The following is a 17750-nucleotide window of genomic DNA, read 5'->3' on the forward strand; positions in this document are numbered from 1 at the left end:
TATGCAAAGACATCCGATGACCAAAGATGGCGCCGATCAGCTGAAAAAAGAGCTGGAGAAGCTGAAAAAAGAAGATCGCCCTGCCGTGACCAATGCGATTGCAGAGGCACGAGAGCATGGGGATCTGAAGGAAAATGCGGAATACCATGCCGCGCGTGAGCAGCAAGGATTGATTGAAGCGCGCATCAAGCAGATTGAATCCATTCTGGGCAGTGTGCAGATCATCGATGTGACCAAGTTAACGCCCAATGGCAAGGTGGTGTTTGGTTCAACGGTGACGGTCTTGAATGTGGACAACGATGAAGAAGTGACTTACAAAATCGTTGGCGAAGAGGAAGCCGATATTGAAAAAAATAAAATTTCGGTGAACTCGCCCATTGCGCGGGCCCTGATTGGCAAGGAAGACGGTGATGAAATCATTGTGAAGGCGCCAAGTGGTAACATCGATTATGAAATTGTCGAAATTCAGTACATTTAAATGACTGGCAGCGTCACTCATTCAACCGCTTCACCCTCCGCCGCTTTAATCTGGGGTCAGTGGCTGGTCAGCGCTTACGTGGTCTGGCACTGGGCCCTGGGATACGTGACGGGCGGTGTACTGTTTGGTCTTTTGCCATCAGGTGTGGCGGGCCAGCTCATGGCGCATTTATTGCAAGCAGCCTATTTTGGTGCCTTTGTGGGCTTGATCGCGTTATGGGCGCTGGGTTGGCGTGCCCGTGAGATTCGGCGCCATCGTTCGCCTTTCTGGTTGCTGGTGGCCTTTGTTGCCTTGACGTTGAATGCCATGTGGGTGTCGCCTCTGATGACCACACTGAAGCAGCCCGAAACCATGCTTTACTGGGGCATGAATTTTTCTTTCTGGCATGGCGTCTCGCAATTTCTGTATCTGGTCAGTTGGGGGGCGGTTGCCTGGTGGGGCCTCTCATTGATGCGTTTAAGTCGGCAGAGCCGTCCGACAACAACAAGCGTTTAGTCGATAAATAAAATTTATTGTGCCGCAATGATTTCTAGCCCCGGCAACCGGTTTTTTGGGTTGCATTTTTGGGGGAAAAGAAAGAGAATAACTCGGGTAAATAATCAAGTCCTAATATTTGGAGTAGATGGAATGAAGCAGTTAACACTAAAAACTCTTTTTGCCGGTGCCGCAATGACGCTGGCACTGAATGTTCAGGCCGCTGATTCGGTTTATGATCAGTGTGTGGCCGATGGCAACACCATCGTTGAGTTGACCAAGGAAAAAGGCACAACAGCTGGCCGTGATTATGAGCAAAAGACGTCTTTGAAAGATTGTTATGCTGAGCTAAAAAGCATCGAAGCCAAATATGGGGACGCAACCAAAGGTGTCAACCCTTATTCTGTCATGGATGCGGCGGATCGTAAAAAATGGGCCACCCTGTTTGATGCGATCGATGCCAAGCAGTATCGTGGTACGCCTTATTTGATGGCAAGTTACTATTTCGGTGACAAAAGCAAATAAGCCGATGCGCGTTTGATTTGCAAGAAAACCGGCTCAGGCCGGTTTTTTTGTGTCTGAAATTCGTGAGCGATGGTTCATGATTGTTTATGAGAAAGGCCTTGCATGCTATGCGTGTGCTGGCCCGCTACCCAGGGATTTGTATGAATTTGTTTGACGCCGCTTATCAGTGCCTGATGGAACCGGACCTTTCAGAAAAGGTGTCACAATTAGCGCAATTGCAGGTAGACTGGAGCGAAAAACGCTTTACGTTTGAGCCTACGGCGACGATTGAAAAAGTGCCGGATGCCGGGCGCCCCGCCCGCCCTGAGTTGGTGCCGCCCAAATCGCTGCCCAAGCGCCGATTGGGTTCACGCGAGGGGCATGCCGCGTTGATGCACTCGATTGCCCACATTGAATTCAATGCCGTTAATCTGGCGTTGGATGCTGTTTATCGCTTTCAGGACATGCCTTATGCCTATTATCAGGACTGGCTGGGCGTGGCCGGTGAAGAAGCCTATCATTTTCAGATCGTGCGCGAGCACCTGGCCCATCTGGGCTATGAGTACGGGGATTTTCCGGCCCATAATGGTCTTTGGGTGACCACTTTCGAGACCGACCATGATCCACTGGTGCGCATGGCGATGGTGCCTCGCACGCTGGAAGCTCGGGGGCTCGATGTCACGCCGCCAATGATGCGTAAATTACGCTCCATGGGCGATAAGCGCGGGGTGGAGATCCTGAAGATTCTGTTGCGGGATGAAATCGGCCATGTCGAGGTCGGCACTCGCTGGTACCGTTATCTGTGCGAGCAACGAGGGTTGAATCCGTTCACCACGTTTACCGACCTGATTGGGGAATATTTTCATGGGGATTTGCGCGGCCCGTTTAATTTTGATGCACGCAAAGAAGCCGGCTTCAGTGATGAAGAAATTGCCTGGTTACGTCAAGTGGATGAGCAGGCCGCGGCACAGCGAGTGCCGAATGGTGCCTGAGATATGATGGAACCTTGGCAGCTGGGCATTGATCTGGGCGGGACCAAAATTGAAGCGATTTTGCTTTCGCACACCGGCGAAGTGATCTGGCAGAGACGTGTTTCCACGCCTCAAGGCCAATATGGTGCAACGGTGGCGACCATGGCTGCGCTGGTGAAAGAAGGCGTCGGCCATGCCAGAGGGTCGATTTCGCACGTGGGTATTGGCATTCCCGGTGCGGTTTCAGCCATGACTGGACGAATCAAAAATGCCAATTCCACCTGTTTGATCGGTCAGGATCTTGCTGCCGACGTTGAAGCTCAAATCGGCATGCCGGTTCGGCTTGCCAATGATGCGAACTGCTTTGCTTTGTCGGAGGCCTCGGATGGGACGGCGGCGAATGCCGCATCGGTTTTTGGCGTGATTCTTGGCACGGGATGTGGCGGCGGCCTGGTGATCAACGGTCAGGTGGTCACAGGCGCCAATGCCATCGCCGGAGAGTGGGGTCATAATCCGATGCCCTGGCTGACACAGGCCGACCAGGTGGATGCAGGCCCCTGTTATTGCGCTCAGGCCCACTGCATTGAAACTTATTTAAGCGGCCCCGGCTTTTCACGCTGGGCATCGGCTCGCATGAACCAATCAGTGACGCCGCCGTTGCTGGTCGAGCTGGCAGACGGGGGCGATGAACAGGCCGCGTTTTGCCTGGAACTTTATGCGGATCGTTTGGCTCGCGCGCTGGCTTGCGTGATCAATGTGTTGGACCCGGACTCAATTGTGCTGGGTGGCGGCTTGTCACAGATGGCGTTTTTGTATCAGCGGGTCCCTGAGTTATGGGACCGATATGTGTTTTCGGATCAGGTGGTAACGCGATTGCGTCCACCGAAATGGGGTGATGCCAGCGGTGTACGCGGGGCGGCATGGTTGTAGTGGAGGAATGAGGATGGAAGCACTGAAATCAGCGGATCAGTGGTCGCAGCAGCTGGAAAATTCACCAGGCCTGGTGGTTTTGTATGGTGGGGCGCACTGTCAGGTCTGTCAGGTACTCAAACCTAAGTTGTCGCAATCTTTGAGTGAGCACTTTCCTAAGCTGGCGCAGCTTTATGTTGATTGTGAGGTCCATACCGCTCTGTGCGCGCAGTCGGGCGTGATGAGCCTGCCTGTGGTGGCGGTCTATTTTGAAGGGCAAAAGACGTTTGAGGCGGTGCGAACATTCAGTGTGGGGGAGGTGCTTGCCGCGATTGAGCGTCCCTACGGGCTTTTCTTTGATTGAGGTAGTTGGGCTGCCTATAACCAGCCGCCCAGTTGCACGCCAAAACTCAATCGATTGCTTTTGACGTTGTAGTCGATCAAACTCTCCCCGTACCCGTAAAACCACTTTACATAGCCGTTTAGATTGCGATGGATTGGGTAGCTGTAGCCCAGTTCAATCGCCCCTTTGTTTTCGCCACTCAGTCGCAGATTGTTGCGCCCCATCAAGCTGAGCTGGTGATTGTCCTGGTTGGTCATGAAGCGAACCTCGCCATGCCCCATATAGGTGGTGATGTCAGGGTTGTCGTCCTGATTGCGGCTGTCGGGCAGACGAAGCCAGGGCTTAATCGTCATGGCGGAGTTGCCTTTTTCAAACACCGCGCGCAGATAAACGCGATTCCAGGAGCGGGAATAGGGTTCGGAACGGCCGTTGGATTGGTGGGATAACCCCAGGTCAATCATGCGATTGCGCCAGCCCAGCAGGTCCCATCGGTTTTCAAAACCGATCCAGATCTCCGGTTCGTGGTTGGTTTCGCGAAACGGAGACGACAAGCTTTGGTTGTAGGCTTGCCAGAAGGAGCGGTTGGTGTAGCCGACATAGAGGTGGTCGTTGAGTCCCAACAGGTTGTCGCCTAAAGGAATTTTCACGCTTAACTGGATTTCCACTTCCACATCGTCCAGCGATTCAGACCCTTCGGTCAGTCCCGCTGTGTTGGAGGTGCCCGCATGGTTGTAGCCGGCGACCATCAAGTAGTTGGGGTGGTGGGATTGCAGGGAAAAACGATCCTGTTTTTGTTGCTCTTCTTCGGCGAGTCGCTTTGCCAGCTTGGTGTCGGTGCTTGGCGGCTGCTTTCGAGAGTGATCGGTCTCTGTGGGCGAAGACGTGGCCTGGGGGGGTTGTGTGTGACAGCGCTGGCGTAGGGTTTCAACCGTGGTGCCCGGTTTGCTTTGGTCGAGTTGCTGAATCAGACAGTCCAGATCCCAGGCGCCGGATGCTGCCCAGGTCGGCGAGGCAAGGAACCAGGCGAGCCCAGCCAGCCAGATCCGTCGATCAACGGCGACCATTGCCACCGGCCTTGAGTAGAATGCGGTCGAGCCAGAAAGTTGGCAGTAAACGTTTGAGCACGGCAAACAACTTGGTGGGGAAAGTGACTCGGTAGCGGGCCCTGGGCTGACGGTGATCGATTATTTTGACCAGGGCATCGGTGACGGCCTCCGGGCCCAGTGTAAAGGGCGCCGCATCGCCTTCTTTTTCCAGGCGCGCTTCCATGGCCTGGTAGTTTTGTCGGTGTGCGCTGGGGCGGTCCTTGATCCAGCGCTGGTACTGCTCATAGGCATTGGCACGAAAGCGCGAACGGATCGGGCCCGGTTCAATCAGGCTGACGTGGATATTGGCCGGCTTGAGTTCCAGACGTAACGTATCAGCCAATCCCTCAATCGCAAATTTGCTGGCATTGTATGCCCCGCGATAGGCCATGGCGGCAAAGCCGAGGACTGAGCTGTTGTAAACAATCTTTCCGCCGCCCTGTTGACGCATCAGCGGGATCACCAGGTTCGTCAGTTCCTGGGTGCCAAACACATTGGTATCAAACTGAAAGCCCAGAGCATCACGGCTCAGGTCTTCCACCGCGCCGGGAATGGCAAACGCGGCATTGTTAAACAAAACGTCAATGCGGCCCTGGCTGATGGCGCGGATTTTGGCAAAGCCGTTATGAATGGAAACCGTTGAGGAGAGGTCCATCAGTACGCTGCGAAGGCCCTGTGCTTCCAGGTGTTGGACATCCTGGTAGCGACGGCAAACGGCAATCACTTTGTGTCCTTTTTGGGCAAGCGAGGTTGCGGCGTGATAACCGATGCCGCTCGAGCAGCCGGTGATTAAAATCGTTTGAGTGCGGGCGTTCATGCGCGTCCTTGCGTTGAAAGGTTTGGCTCTGTTAAATCAATGCGGTCACAAAGTGCATGCAATTTTAGCAAAATCAAGCTCGTGTGTGGCCGATAGTTCATAAGGAAGAAGGCCTGGTTCGAGCAGAAAAAGCCGTCCTTGAGGAAGCAACAAAGCCGCCACAAATCGGGCGTAATTCGATATAATGTCGCGTTTGAACCAGACGGGTGAGCCTGGTCTGTGGTAAGAATGAGCCAAAGGGGCGAAATGGGGTTTGTCAAACGCTATATGATCGCCGGGTTGCTGGTTTGGTTGCCTCTTGGGGTAACCGTCGCCGCCCTGATCTTTCTGATTAACCTGTTTGATCGCAGTTTGCTGTTGCTGCCGGCCTCACTGCGTCCGGAACAATGGTTAGGCGTGGACATCCCCGGTTTGGGGATTATCCTGTCGCTGGTTCTGATTTTCTTTACCGGCATGCTGGTGGCGAATTTTTTTGGCCGGTACTTGTTTGGCTGGTGGGAAAAATTGCTCTCGCGAATCCCACTGGTCCGGTCCATTTATACCGCGGTCAAGCAGATTTCCGAGGCGCTGTTTGGGGAAGGGGCGCAAACCTTTCAGAAAGCGTACTTGATTGAGTACCCCCGCAAGGGGCTCTGGACCATTGGGTTTCAAACCAGTAAAACCGTGGGCGAAGCCCAGATTAAAACCGGATTTGGTGAGGTGGTGAACGTGTTTGTGCCCACCACGCCCAACCCGACTTCCGGCTTTTTTTTGATTGTGGATCGCCAGGAAGTGCACGAGCTGGACATGACCATTGATGAAGCCTTAAAAATGGTGATTTCAGGCGGGGTGGTGGTACCTCCCTGGCCGGAAGGTGGTCTGCAGCAGCCTATCCACCCGGAAAACGAAACACGTGAACACATGCAACAGCAGTTTGAACAAATCGGTCAGTCCCTGAGTCAGGAACATATGGGGCCATCAGGCCGTTCCGATGCGCCCGGGACTGAACCGGACAACGAAACAAAAAAGGAAAGCGATCGATGATGCGCACACATTATTGCGGAGAAGTAACCGAGGCGCTGGAAGCGCAAACCGTGACCGTATCCGGCTGGGTTCACCGCCGTCGAGACCATGGTGGAGTCATTTTTATTGATTTGCGCGACCGTGAAGGCTTGGTGCAAGTGGTGGTCAACCCCACCGACGCGGCCATGTTTGAAGTGGCCGAACGTGTGCGGGCTGAGTTTGTGCTCAAAATCACCGGGCGTGTGACTTTGCGGACAGCGGAAACCATCAACCCCAAAATGACCACTGGCAAGATTGAGGTGGTGGCCACACAGCTGGAGGTTCTGAGCCGCTGTGAGCCGATTCCATTTCAGTTGGATGATCCACATGTGTCTGAAGAGGTGCGCCTGACCTACCGTTATCTTGATTTGCGCCGTGAGCCGATGCAGCAGGCCATGCGCACGCGTTACAAGGTGACGCGCTCCATGCGTCGTTTTCTGGATGACAATGGCTTTATGGACATTGAGACCCCCATTTTGACCAAGTCCACGCCCGAGGGCGCGCGGGATTATCTGGTGCCCAGCCGCACCCATCCGAATCGTTTTTTTGCGTTGCCTCAGTCGCCTCAGCTGTTCAAGCAATTGCTGATGATGTCCGGGTTTGACCGTTATTATCAGATCACTCGCTGCTTCCGTGACGAGGATCTGCGTGCCGACCGTCAGCCGGAGTTCACCCAGCTGGACATCGAGACCTCTTTTATGGAGGAAGAGGAAGTCATGCAAACCATGGAAGGGCTGACCAAAACCATCTTCCGAGAAGGTGTGGATGTGCATTTTGATGGCGATTTTCCGCGTATGACGTATGCCGAGGCGATCGAAAAATACGGCATTGATCGCCCCGATCTACGAATTCCATTGGAATTGGTGGATGTTGCGGATCTGCTGCAGTCGATTGATTTTAAAGTGTTCGCCGGGCCAGCCAAAGACCCGATGGGGCGCGTTGCCGCGCTGCGGGTACCGGGCGGCGGCAAGCTCACCCGTAAGGAAATTGATGAATACACCAAGTTTGTGGGCATTTATGGCGCCAAAGGCTTGGCTTACATCAAAGTCAATGACCTGTCCGCCGGGCTGGACGGTTTGCAGTCACCGATTGTGAAGTTTTTCCCGGATCAGGCCATGGAGATTATGCAGCGGGTGGGTGCCGAAGACGGTGACATTGTGTTTTTCGGTGCTGACAAAGCCAAAGTGGTCAATGAGGCGCTTGGCGCCTTGCGCTGCAAGCTGGGCGAAGACCTGGGCATGATTGAAAAAGACTGGGCGCCCGTCTGGGTGGTGGACTTCCCCATGTTTGAAATGGATGAAGAAACCGCGCGCATGACCGCGATACACCATCCCTTTACCCAGCCCAAAGCGACCACCGAAGAAATTCTCAATCATGACGCGCCGCATCAGATGTTGTCTTGCGCCTACGACCTGGTGATCAACGGGATTGAAGTGGGCGGCGGTTCGGTGCGGATTCACGACACCGAGATGCAATCGGCAGTGCTCAAATTGCTGGGCATCGGTCAGGAAGAGGCCGAAGAAAAATTCGGCTTCCTGTTGAACGCATTGAAGTATGGCTGCCCGCCGCATGCCGGTATGGCGTTCGGTCTGGATCGCCTGGTGATGCTGATGGCTGAACGTGATTCGATCCGCGATGTGATTGCCTTCCCCAAAACTCAGTCGGCTGCCTGTATGCTGACCGATGCGCCCGGAGATGTGGATAACGCACAGCTGAAAGAGTTGGATCTGCGTTTCCGCAAGCCGCTAGGCAACGCCTCTGACGAGTCGGTCTGATTCCCGGTCAACAGAAGGATTTTGTATGAGTCAGACCTTGGAGCAGACGATTCCAGTTGAGCTGATGGGGCGTATTGATCGCCTGGCAGAGAACGCGCCACCGGCACGGTCTCTGAATCCGGAGCAAAAACAAGCTTTGATCAATGAAATCAAAGCCTTGCTCAAGCAGCGTAATGCGCAGATCATCGCCCATTATTACGTGGATGCTGATATCCAGGCTTTGGCCGAAGAGACGGGTGGCAAGGTCGCTGATTCACTGGAAATGGCCAATTTCGGTGCGCAGAGTGAAGCCGATGTGCTGGTGGTGTGCGGCGTCCGGTTTATGGGCGAAACCGCCAAAATGCTCAGCCCGGAGAAGACGGTTGTGATGCCGGATCTTGGGGCGACCTGTTCACTGGATGAAAGTTGTCCACCCAAGGAATTCGCTGAGTTTTGCGCGCAACACCCGGATCACACGGTGGTGGTGTATGCCAACACCTCAGCCGAAGTGAAAGCCATTGCTGACTGGGTTGTGACCTCGGGCAATGCGTTGGAAATCGTGCGTCATCTGAAAGCACAGGGCGAAAAAATCATTTGGGCCCCGGATCGGCATCTGGGACACTGGATTGAACAGGAAACCGGCATTGAGATGTTGCGCTGGCAGGGTCACTGCATTGTGCACGATGAGTTTCAGAGCTACGGCCTGAAACAGTTGATTGACGAGCACCCTGAAGCCAAAGTGCTGGTGCACCCTGAATCTCCGGCGGAGGTGGTGGCGTTGGCCGATGTGGTGGGGTCCACCCGGGTCATGATCGATGCGGTTCAGACGCTACCGGATCAGCAGTTTATTGTGGCCACCGATTACGGGATTTTTTACAAAATGCAGCAAGCGGCGCCTAATAAGGAATTGATTGTGGCGCCGACCTCCAGTCGTGCGGGTCAGCAGGGCTGTATTAGCTGTGCGCACTGTCCCTGGATGGCGATGAATGGCCTCGAGAATCTGGCGCAGTGTCTGCGTGATCTCAGTGGTGAAATTAAGCTGGATGAGTCGACTCGAACCAAGGCGCTGGCGTCCGTGCAGCGCATGCTTGATTTTTCACGCCAGCAGGGATTGATCAAGTCAGCGCAGGCTTGAGCCGGTGTCTTTTTAACCAGGCCTGGTTAAAAAGACAGCTTGCCTGTCCCATGCAGACGGAACCCCTTCATTATGGTCAGTAAACAGCGTATTCTCGGGATTGATCCAGGCTCGCGCAAAGCAGGATTCGGCCTGATCGAATCAGGCCGTTATCACCCCGCCTACGTGGCCAGTGGTGTGATTCGGGTGGAGAAGCTGAGTGGTTCCCAGCGACTGAAAACCATTTTTGAATCGGTGTGTCAGCTATTGGACCAGTATCAGCCCTCGATCATGGCGATTGAGAAGGTGTTTGTCTACAAAAACCCGAATTCAGCGATCAAACTGGGGCAGGCTCGAGGGGTCATTATTTGTGCCGCTGCCTTGCGCGATATTCCTGTGATGGAATATACCCCCACCCAGATCAAAAGCACGATTGTCGGACAGGGGCATGCCAACAAAGACCAGATTCAATACATGGTTCAGAATCTTTTGAAGCTGACGGAGTCCCCTCAGGAGGATGCTGCGGATGCGTTGGCGGCGGCCTTGTGTCATGACCGCTACAGCTCCCTGGGTTTGGACCCAGAAGCCATGGCCAAGGGCACGCGTTTTTAATGATTCCCTCTGGGGATGTTAACGAAAAGGAATCGCTATGATCGGTTTTCTGACCGGGCGTTTGCATGCCAAGCAGCCCCCCATGATTCAGTTGGATGTTCAGGGGGTGGGCTACGAACTGGAAGCGCCGATGTCCACCTTTTACAAACTGGGCGGGCCGGGGGAAACGGTGACCCTGTTGACTTATTTGCACGTCCGCGAAGACGCCATGCTGCTGTTTGGCTTTGCCACCCAGGTGGAAAAGGATTTGTTTCGGACCTTGATCAAGGTCAATGGCATCGGCGCGCGCATGGCCATCGGCATTTTGTCGAGCATGTCGGCACAAGAGTTTGTCCGTTGCGTTGAGCAGGAGGACGCGACCTCACTGACCCGCATACCGGGTGTGGGTAAGAAAACCGCCGAGCGTTTGATGATTGAAATGCGCGACCGCCTAAAAAGCTGGGACAGCGAGGGCGCCGCGTCACCGAACGTGTCTGAACCGCTGGCGACCGCTTCGATGTCGAATAAGGGTCAGGCGCGGGCCGCATTGGAATCACTGGGCTATAAACCGGCTCAGGCTGAAAAGATGCTTGCCCCCGTGGCCGCGGATCTGACGCTGGAAGAAATGATCCGAACCGCCTTGAAATCAGTCAAACTCTAAGGGGTTACGACGGGGTCAGTTTCTGTTCAGCTTTTGCGCTTGCACCCCGTTTTCAGACCACTATAATCACATAATCAGTTCGTAATGCTGTTTGTCAGGAGAAGCCGGACCCCATGATCGAAACCGACCGCATTGTTGGAGGCATTGAGACCGAGGAGGATATGACGGTCATGCCCTCGGTCCGTCCCGGGATGATGCGGGATTACATCGGTCAGCAGGCGGTGCGTGAACAGTTGGAACTGTCCATTCATGCTGCCCGCCAGCGTCAGGAGCACCTGGACCATGTTCTCCTCTATGGTCCGCCGGGGCTGGGGAAAACCACGCTTTCCAATATCATTGCTCAGGAAATGGGCGTCACCCTGCGTCAGACGTCGGGGCCGGTCATTGAAAAGCCCGGGGATCTCGCCGCGATTCTGTCGCGGTTGGAACCCCATGATGTGCTGTTTGTGGATGAGATCCATCGGTTGAGTCCGGTGGTCGAAGAGGTGCTTTATCCGGCAATGGAGGATTTTCAGATTGATATTGTCATTGGAGAGGGGCCAGCGGCTCAGACGGTTAAAATCGATATTCCTCCCTTTACTTTGGTCGGGGCCACCACGCGGGCCGGCTTATTGACCTCTCCGCTGCGAGATCGTTTTGGCATTGTGCAGCGCCTGGAATTTTATTCCATTGATGAACTGACAGAGATTGTGATTCGCTCCGCACAGATCCTGGGGCTGTCGGCTGAACCCAGTGGTGCGCGGGAAATTGCGCGGCGCTCTCGTGGGACGCCGCGTATTGCCAATCGATTGTTGCGTCGAGTGCGCGACTATGCGCAGGTACGTGGCGATGGTATTATTTCCCCTGACATCGCCGATGCAGCGCTGAATATGCTGGAAGTGGATCCTTCCGGGCTGGATAAAATGGATCGCCGCCTGCTGGAATTGCTGATTCATAAATTTGAGAATCGTCCCGTGGGCATCGACAGCATTGCCACGGCCCTGGGCGAAGAACGCGGCACGATCGAGGATGTGATCGAGCCGTTTCTGGTGCAGGAAGGGTTTTTGGTGCGCACGCCCAGGGGGCGGGTTGTCACCGACATGGCTTACCAGCACCTGGGGTTACCAGGCCTGGTCAAAACAGATAATGAATCAAACCGGCACTGATCAGACAGAGCCGATGACAGACGATTAACGAGAAGGAAGACGAATGGAAAACGAATCATTAATGCAATTGGTGCTCTCGGCCAGTGCGGTCGTGCAGGCAGTGATGATCCTTTTGCTGATTATGTCGGTGATGGCGTGGACGGTGACCATTGCCAAAAGCGTTCAAATTCGTCGTGCCAAACAGGCAGCGCAGGCGTTTGACCAGAAATTCTGGCAATCCAGTGAGTTGACGTCGCTTTATCACGAAGTCAGCCAACAGCCTCAGCCCATCCATGGTAACCAGGCGATCTTCGATGCCGGTTTCAGTGAGTTTGTGCGGTTGAAAAAGCAAGGCGTTGATGCGGCCTCCGATCTGATTGCCGGTACGCAACGCGCGATGAAAGTGGCATTTACGCGTCAAGTCGGTCGTCTGGAGAATCACGTCGCTTTATTGGCCACAGTGGGATCCTCTGCGCCTTACATCGGCCTGTTTGGCACCGTCTGGGGGGTGATGCATGCCTTTACATCGCTGGGTGATGTGAAAAATGCGACACTGGCAGCGGTGGCGCCTGGGATTTCCGAAGCATTGATTGCGACCGCAATCGGTCTTTTTGCCGCGATTCCGGCGGTGATTGCCTACAACCGTTTGACGGTCAAGCTGGAGCAGGTCACCATTGAGTATGAAAATTTTGCCGAAGGCTTTCTGTCGATCATCCAGCGTCAGGCGCATTCGGTGGAAGAGTCGCAGCTGTCGCACTGAGAGTGCTCTGATATGATGCAAAGTAACTTTCGCCCTCAGGGCCGTAAAAAATTAATGGCCGAAATCAATGTGGTGCCTTACATCGATGTGACCTTGATTCTGTTGATCATTTTTATGATTACGGCCCCCATTGTTCAGCAGGCGGTGACCGTTGATCTGCCTCAAACCCCTGAGGTGGTGGAAGAGGCGGACCAGACCATTGCCGATGGACCGCCGCCGTTTGTGGTGACCGTGACCCGGGACGGCTTTTATAAAACCTCTGCTGCCCCTGACCGGGTTTTGTCGCAGAAGGATCTGGCCACGTTGGTGGCCGAAGTGGTGGCCCGCTCACAGCTTCACCCGAATCAGGAATTTTACATTCAAGGCGATCGTCAGGCGGCTTATGGCAAAGTGGTGCACCTGTTTACCCTGTTTAAGAATAACGGTGTCTCCCGCGTGTCGCTGATGACCGAACCGGAAGCCCGTGGCGGCTTTTCAGGGGAGGCGGCATGATTCGCTTTATTGCACGACATCCTGTGGCCTTCTTGATTGCTTTGGCGTTGCATATCATTCTTTTGTGGTGGATGGCCACCAATCGATTCAGTGATTTTGAGCGTCTGACGCCGGTCAATGTGGCCGAGCCGACAAGCCAGACCGAAAGTGAACCATCGCCTTCGGTGGTGCCAGCCCAGTCACCTCCCATGCGCACGTTTGCGGTGGATGCGTCCGCTGTGCGAGCTCAGCTGGAAAAAATAAAACAAGAAGAAGCGCAGAAAAAGCGCGAAGCCGAACGTCTCAAGCAACAGGCTGAGGCAGAAAAGCAGCGGCTGCAGCAGCTTAAGGCCGAACAGAAAGAGGCGCTGGTTCTGACCGAGCAGGCAAAACGTCAGGCGGCGGCGCAGCGTAAAAAAGCCGAAGAAGCCCGTCAGCTGGCTCAGGTTGCGTCTGAAAAAGCCGAAGCCGAACGTCAAAAAATCGAGCAGGCCCGTCAGGCCGCTCAAGAAGCCAAGCAAGCCGCCGAACAAGCCAGAGCGCAACAGGCCCAGGCCCAGCAACTTCTGGAACAGGCGAAACAGGCAAAAGAAGAAGAAGAGGCCGAACGTCTGGCGTTGCAGGCAGAAATTCAGCAGCGCGAGGCGGAAAAACGCCGTATTGAGGCAGAAGCGTTGCAAGCCCGCTTGCAGCGTGAGCAGGAACAGGCCGAAGCGGAACTGGCCAAGCAGTTGGCCGAGGCCGAATCCCAGAAAAGAGCCGCCGCCAAAGCCCGTGAAATGCAGAATTTACGAGAGACTTACATTTCTTCCATCACCGCGGCGGTCAAAGACAATTGGCGCACGGCGGCCCGAGTTTCTGATGAAGCGCAGTGTGTGATTGCGATCACTCAGACACCCAAAGGCATGGTTTCCAAAGTCACGGTCAAAGGGTGTAACAGTGCGGCGGATGAACAATTCAAAAAAGATGCCGAACGGGCCGTTCTTCGTGCGCAACCTTTGCCGCAACCGCCCGTGGAAGAGTTGTTTGAACGCAACATTGAATTCATCTTCAAGCCGTAAGCATCAATGAGAAGGATTTTCATGAAACCAACATTCAGGTACTGCCCGTCCCTTTTATCTTTCTGGTTTGCGTTGATGTTGTCTGCCATCATCACGCCTGCCTCGGCAGATCTGACCATTGAGATCGATCAGAGTTCGGACATGGCGATTCCGGTGGCGATTTTGCCATTGGCGCATGATGAAGGGGTTGTGCCATCGCACCGACCGTCTGAGATCATTGCCGCGAATCTGTTTCGAAGCGGGAAGTTCCAAGCGCTGCCTGAGCGCCAACTCCCGGCACGTCCGCAATCGATTGAAGAGATCGACTATGGTCAGTGGCTGGCCGAAGGCGTCGATAACCTGATGATGGGGCGCATTGATCAGGAAGAAGACGGCACCTATACCGTGGAAATGCGATTTGTGGATTTGCTCCGTCAGGAACAGGTCATTGGCAAGCGCTGGCGCAAAGTCAGTGAGACGGCTCTGCGGCGAGTGGCCCATAAAATGAGTGACTTGATTTATCAGGAACTGACGGGCAAAAAGGGGGCTTTTAACACGCGCATTGCCTATGTCACGGAACGGCGCCAGGGTGGAAAAAGGCTGTTCAGCCTTGAGGTGTCTGATTCGGATGGGTATGGTGCCCAATCGATTCTAAAATCCACCGATCCGATTATGTCCCCGGCCTGGTCGCCGGATGGGAAAAAGCTGGCGTATGTGACCTTTGAAAATGGTCGGTCAGAAATCGCTCTGCAATACCTGGACGGTTCGCGCCGTGACATCATTGCCAGTTTCAAAGGGATCAACGGGGCGCCAGCCTGGTCGCCGGACGGGCAGTCTCTGGTGTTTACCAACTCCAGAGAAGGGTCGGCGGATTTGTACCGGATGCACATGGCCACTGGAAAAGTCGAACGTCTGACCCGCCATTGGGCGATCGAGACCGAGGCAGTTTGGGCGCCCAATGGTCGGTCACTGTATTTCAACTCCGACCGCCGTGGGCAGCCACAGATTTTTCAACTCTTTCTGGACACAGGGGAAACCCGTCGGATATCCTTTGAAGGACGCTATAACTCCAATCCGGCGATTTCACCGGACGGGCGTTATCTGGCGATGGTCCATGTCAAACGGGGCTTTCACATCGCCATCAAAGATATGTACAAAGATGAGCTGAGCATCAAAACCAAAACTCGGTTGGATGAGTCCCCCACCTTTTCTCCGAACGGTGAAATGATTCTCTATGCCATGAATCAGGGGGGGCGCGGTAAGCTGGCCGTGGTGTCGGTGGATAACAATGTGACCCAGGTGCTGAGTGTCAAAGAAGGCGAAGTGCGCTCGCCTTCCTGGGGCCCTTATCTGGATTGAATCAACCCTATTGCCACACAGGAGCGAAATTGTGATAAAGCAGAATTGGATTGGATTGGCGCTGATGATCGGAGTCTTGGGCGGTTGCAGCAGTCCGCCGACGGTGCCGGAAGATCAGCGGATTCCTCAGGGAGAGGGCGACTATCGTGATGTGGACGACCTGGTCAGAGCGTCTCAGGCGGAGGACGAGTCGGTGGAAGTGGTGGCTGAAGAATCAGCCACCGAGCTGGCAGAAGAGGATTTGACCCAGGGCGAGTCGCTCAATAAGGGGGAGTTGACACCGTTTGAACAAGCGATGGGCGAAACCTATGATCCAGTGATTTATTTTGGTTATGACCAGTCGCAACTGGATGAAGCTTCTCTGGCAACCGTTCAGCATTTTGCCAATATCCTGGTGGACAATCCCAATGAGCGCATCAAGCTGATTGGCCACACCGATGAGCGTGGTTCGCAGGAATACAATCTGGCCCTAGGCGAACGTCGGGCGCAAGCCGTCGCAGAAGCTTTTATGCTGTATGGGGTCAGTGATGAGCGAATGGAGATCATTTCCATGGGGGAAACCGAACCCGCTGCGGAAGGTCAGACTGAAAAAGCCTGGGCCCTCAATCGACGCGTTGAGATTGAATCGAACAATGAATCGAGCAATGATTAATATGTCAGGTTTTAAATCGGCCCATCGCACTGTCTGTGCTAAGGGGCTGCTGGCAATCGCGTTAGCGCTGCCGATGGTTGCGAGCGGTGCGCAATCACTTGAAGAGCGGGTCGAGCGATTGGAACGCAAAGCCGACAACCCAATTCTGGTGCAGATGAGCCGCAAGCTGGGTCAGCAACAGCAGCAGATCCAGGAAATCCTCAATCAATTGGACTTGATCAAGCATCGGGTCGAGGAGTTGAACCAGACTCAGACCCAGCGTTATCAGGGTAATGAAGAGCGCATCAGTCAGCTGGAAGCGCAGATTAAACGCCTGACGTCGCAAGCGCAATCACTCACCGATACAGCGGATTTGGATTCGGCCTCATCGACGTTGTCGGAAGAACCCCGGGAAACCGCTGGGGACACATCGAATACCGCCGCAGACAACAAACCGTCTGAATCAGTTGAGACGTCTTCTTCCGAGCAACCCGATGCCGAGGCGAAGAAGGCCTACGATGCCGCTTTTGCTCTGCTGAAGGCTTCGAAGTATGAGGCCGCCGTGGAAGCATTGCGGGCGTTTGTGCAGGATTACGCGTCCCATCCTCTGGCCGCCAACGCGGCGTACTGGCAAGGTGAGGCGCATTCGGTTCTGGGGCAGAAAGAAAAAGCGCTGGCCGCGTTTGAACACAGTTTTGAAACCTTTCCGAATGCAAGCAAAGCGCCGGATGCGATGCTGCGTTCGGGCGATACCTTGGATAATTTGGGGCAGGGCCAAGCCGCCAAAGCCCGTTATCAGGCGCTGATTGATGCGCATCCCGAAACCCGCGCGGCGGAAAAAGCCAGAGGGCGCCTTCAAGCTCTGCAGCAGGCATCGTAATGGCAGGATCTTCTCAGCACAAAGCGGTGGTGCTGCTCTCTGGTGGCTTGGATTCGGCCACAGTGCTGGCCATTGCCCAATCCAAAGGATTTGAGTGTCATACCATTAGCTTTGATTACGGTCAGCGCCACAAGGCCGAACTGCAGGCCGCCCAACGGTTGGCGCAGGCGCGCCATGTTAGCAGTCATCGAGTGATGCAGATGAACATGCAGGCCATTGGCGGTTCGGCTTTGACCGATGCGGCCATCGACGTGCCCACTCAGGCCGGTGAGGAAGGTGAAATTCCAGTCACGTATGTACCGGCTCGCAATACGGTATTTTTGTCGTATGCGCTGGCGCTGGCGGAAGTGGTTGAAGCCGATGATATTTTTATCGGTGTGAATGCGGTGGATTACTCCGGCTACCCGGATTGCCGCCCTGAATACATCAAGGCGTATGAAGCGATGGCTAATCTGGCGACCAAGCGCGCCGTGGAAGGGCAATCGATGCGCATTCAAACGCCGCTGCTGACAATGAGTAAGGCCCAAATTATCCGGACAGGGCATCAACTGGGGGTCGATTATTCGAAAACGGTTTCCTGCTACCAGGCAGGTCCGCAAGGAGAGGCCTGCGGTGAGTGCGATGCCTGCCGTTTGCGCAAAGCTGGGTTTAAACAGGCCGGGGTCAGCGACCCGACTGTCTATCAATCTCCCCCTGCCTAAAAATCCAAAAACAAAACCAAAAACGACTTGCGTAAACGGCTA

21 protein-coding genes are annotated in these 17750 nt (G+C 54.5%); 19 read left to right on the top strand and 2 right to left on the bottom strand.

Features of this window, described 5'->3' with window-relative positions:
* Nucleotide 1 precedes the first annotated feature (1 nt).
* The 6 genes from greA (at nucleotide 2) to AVO41_RS03930 (ending at nucleotide 3700) form a co-directional block, all read left to right on the top strand.
* On the top strand, nucleotides 2-478 hold the full coding sequence (greA, locus tag AVO41_RS03905) for a transcription elongation factor GreA (RefSeq protein ID WP_068582830.1): 477 nt from the start codon (nucleotides 2-4) through the stop codon (nucleotides 476-478).
* Nucleotides 479-973, top strand: a complete 495-nt coding sequence (locus AVO41_RS03910) for a DUF4149 domain-containing protein (RefSeq protein ID WP_068582833.1) — start codon at nucleotides 479-481, stop codon at nucleotides 971-973.
* 27 nt (nucleotides 974-1000) lie between these two features.
* On the top strand, nucleotides 1001-1477 hold the full coding sequence (locus tag AVO41_RS03915; protein WP_235584649.1) for a hypothetical protein: 477 nt from the start codon (nucleotides 1001-1003) through the stop codon (nucleotides 1475-1477).
* A 140-nt stretch (nucleotides 1478-1617) separates the two neighbouring features.
* Entirely contained in the window at nucleotides 1618-2448 is an 831-nt protein-coding gene (locus AVO41_RS03920) for a ferritin-like domain-containing protein (protein WP_068582839.1), read from the top strand.
* Between the two features lie 3 nt (nucleotides 2449-2451).
* Nucleotides 2452-3357, top strand: a complete 906-nt coding sequence (locus tag AVO41_RS03925; RefSeq protein WP_068582842.1) for an ROK family protein — start codon at nucleotides 2452-2454, stop codon at nucleotides 3355-3357.
* A gap of 13 nt (nucleotides 3358-3370) precedes the next feature.
* Entirely contained in the window at nucleotides 3371-3700 is a 330-nt protein-coding gene (locus AVO41_RS03930) for a thioredoxin family protein (protein WP_068582845.1), read from the top strand.
* A 14-nt stretch (nucleotides 3701-3714) separates the two neighbouring features.
* On the opposite strand, the gene AVO41_RS03935 is transcribed toward AVO41_RS03930, so the two are convergent.
* Nucleotides 3715-4743 carry a phospholipase A gene (locus tag AVO41_RS03935; RefSeq protein WP_082676492.1) on the bottom strand — a complete coding sequence of 343 codons (1029 nt, stop codon included), beginning with the start codon at nucleotides 4741-4743 and terminating at the stop codon, nucleotides 3715-3717.
* Nucleotides 4730-5581, bottom strand: coding sequence for an SDR family NAD(P)-dependent oxidoreductase (locus AVO41_RS03940; RefSeq protein ID WP_068582848.1), 852 nt, complete (start codon nucleotides 5579-5581; stop codon nucleotides 4730-4732). Before AVO41_RS03940 ends, AVO41_RS03935 begins: the two co-directional genes overlap by 14 nt.
* 246 nt (nucleotides 5582-5827) lie before the next feature.
* Here AVO41_RS03940 and AVO41_RS03945 point away from each other — a divergent pair, with 246 nt between their 5' ends.
* The 13 genes from AVO41_RS03945 (at nucleotide 5828) to queC (ending at nucleotide 17708) form a co-directional block, all read left to right on the top strand.
* Entirely contained in the window at nucleotides 5828-6604 is a 777-nt protein-coding gene (locus AVO41_RS03945; RefSeq protein ID WP_082676494.1) for a DUF502 domain-containing protein, read from the top strand.
* Nucleotides 6604-8397: an aspartate--tRNA ligase gene (aspS, locus tag AVO41_RS03950; RefSeq protein ID WP_068583320.1), complete on the top strand. Its 1794-nt coding sequence runs from the start codon at nucleotides 6604-6606 to the stop codon at nucleotides 8395-8397. Before AVO41_RS03945 ends, aspS begins: the two co-directional genes overlap by 1 nt.
* Before the next feature lie 25 nt (nucleotides 8398-8422).
* The gene (gene nadA / locus AVO41_RS03955; protein ID WP_068582850.1) at nucleotides 8423-9511 is read left to right on the top strand and encodes a quinolinate synthase NadA; all 1089 of its coding nucleotides are present in this window, start codon (nucleotides 8423-8425) and stop codon (nucleotides 9509-9511) included.
* A gap of 72 nt (nucleotides 9512-9583) precedes the next feature.
* Nucleotides 9584-10102, top strand: coding sequence for a crossover junction endodeoxyribonuclease RuvC (ruvC, locus tag AVO41_RS03960; RefSeq protein WP_068582853.1), 519 nt, complete (start codon nucleotides 9584-9586; stop codon nucleotides 10100-10102).
* 37 nt (nucleotides 10103-10139) lie between these two features.
* Nucleotides 10140-10742 carry a Holliday junction branch migration protein RuvA gene (gene ruvA / locus AVO41_RS03965; protein WP_068582856.1) on the top strand — a complete coding sequence of 201 codons (603 nt, stop codon included), beginning with the start codon at nucleotides 10140-10142 and terminating at the stop codon, nucleotides 10740-10742.
* Between the two features lie 113 nt (nucleotides 10743-10855).
* Entirely contained in the window at nucleotides 10856-11887 is a 1032-nt protein-coding gene (gene ruvB / locus AVO41_RS03970; protein ID WP_068582858.1) for a Holliday junction branch migration DNA helicase RuvB, read from the top strand.
* A gap of 43 nt (nucleotides 11888-11930) precedes the next feature.
* Nucleotides 11931-12626, top strand: a complete 696-nt coding sequence (gene tolQ / locus AVO41_RS03975; protein WP_068582861.1) for a protein TolQ — start codon at nucleotides 11931-11933, stop codon at nucleotides 12624-12626.
* Between the two features lie 12 nt (nucleotides 12627-12638).
* Nucleotides 12639-13118, top strand: a complete 480-nt coding sequence (locus tag AVO41_RS03980; RefSeq protein ID WP_201022833.1) for an ExbD/TolR family protein — start codon at nucleotides 12639-12641, stop codon at nucleotides 13116-13118.
* Nucleotides 13115-14158 carry a cell envelope integrity protein TolA gene (tolA, locus tag AVO41_RS03985; protein ID WP_068582865.1) on the top strand — a complete coding sequence of 348 codons (1044 nt, stop codon included), beginning with the start codon at nucleotides 13115-13117 and terminating at the stop codon, nucleotides 14156-14158. Before AVO41_RS03980 ends, tolA begins: the two co-directional genes overlap by 4 nt.
* A gap of 21 nt (nucleotides 14159-14179) precedes the next feature.
* Nucleotides 14180-15496, top strand: coding sequence for a Tol-Pal system beta propeller repeat protein TolB (gene tolB / locus AVO41_RS03990; protein WP_082676498.1), 1317 nt, complete (start codon nucleotides 14180-14182; stop codon nucleotides 15494-15496).
* A gap of 31 nt (nucleotides 15497-15527) precedes the next feature.
* Complete coding sequence (locus AVO41_RS10860; RefSeq protein WP_235584650.1) at nucleotides 15528-16148, top strand: OmpA family protein; 621 nt, start codon at nucleotides 15528-15530, stop codon at nucleotides 16146-16148.
* Nucleotide 16149: 1 nt separating this feature from the next.
* Complete coding sequence (gene ybgF, locus AVO41_RS04000; RefSeq protein WP_160326780.1) at nucleotides 16150-17007, top strand: tol-pal system protein YbgF; 858 nt, start codon at nucleotides 16150-16152, stop codon at nucleotides 17005-17007.
* On the top strand, nucleotides 17007-17708 hold the full coding sequence (gene queC / locus AVO41_RS04005; RefSeq protein WP_068582875.1) for a 7-cyano-7-deazaguanine synthase QueC: 702 nt from the start codon (nucleotides 17007-17009) through the stop codon (nucleotides 17706-17708). Before ybgF ends, queC begins: the two co-directional genes overlap by 1 nt.
* Nucleotides 17709-17750: the final 42 nt, after the last annotated feature.

It is taken from the genome of Thiomicrospira sp. WB1 (assembly GCF_001507535.1).
Lineage (GTDB): Bacteria > Pseudomonadota > Gammaproteobacteria > Thiomicrospirales > Thiomicrospiraceae > Hydrogenovibrio.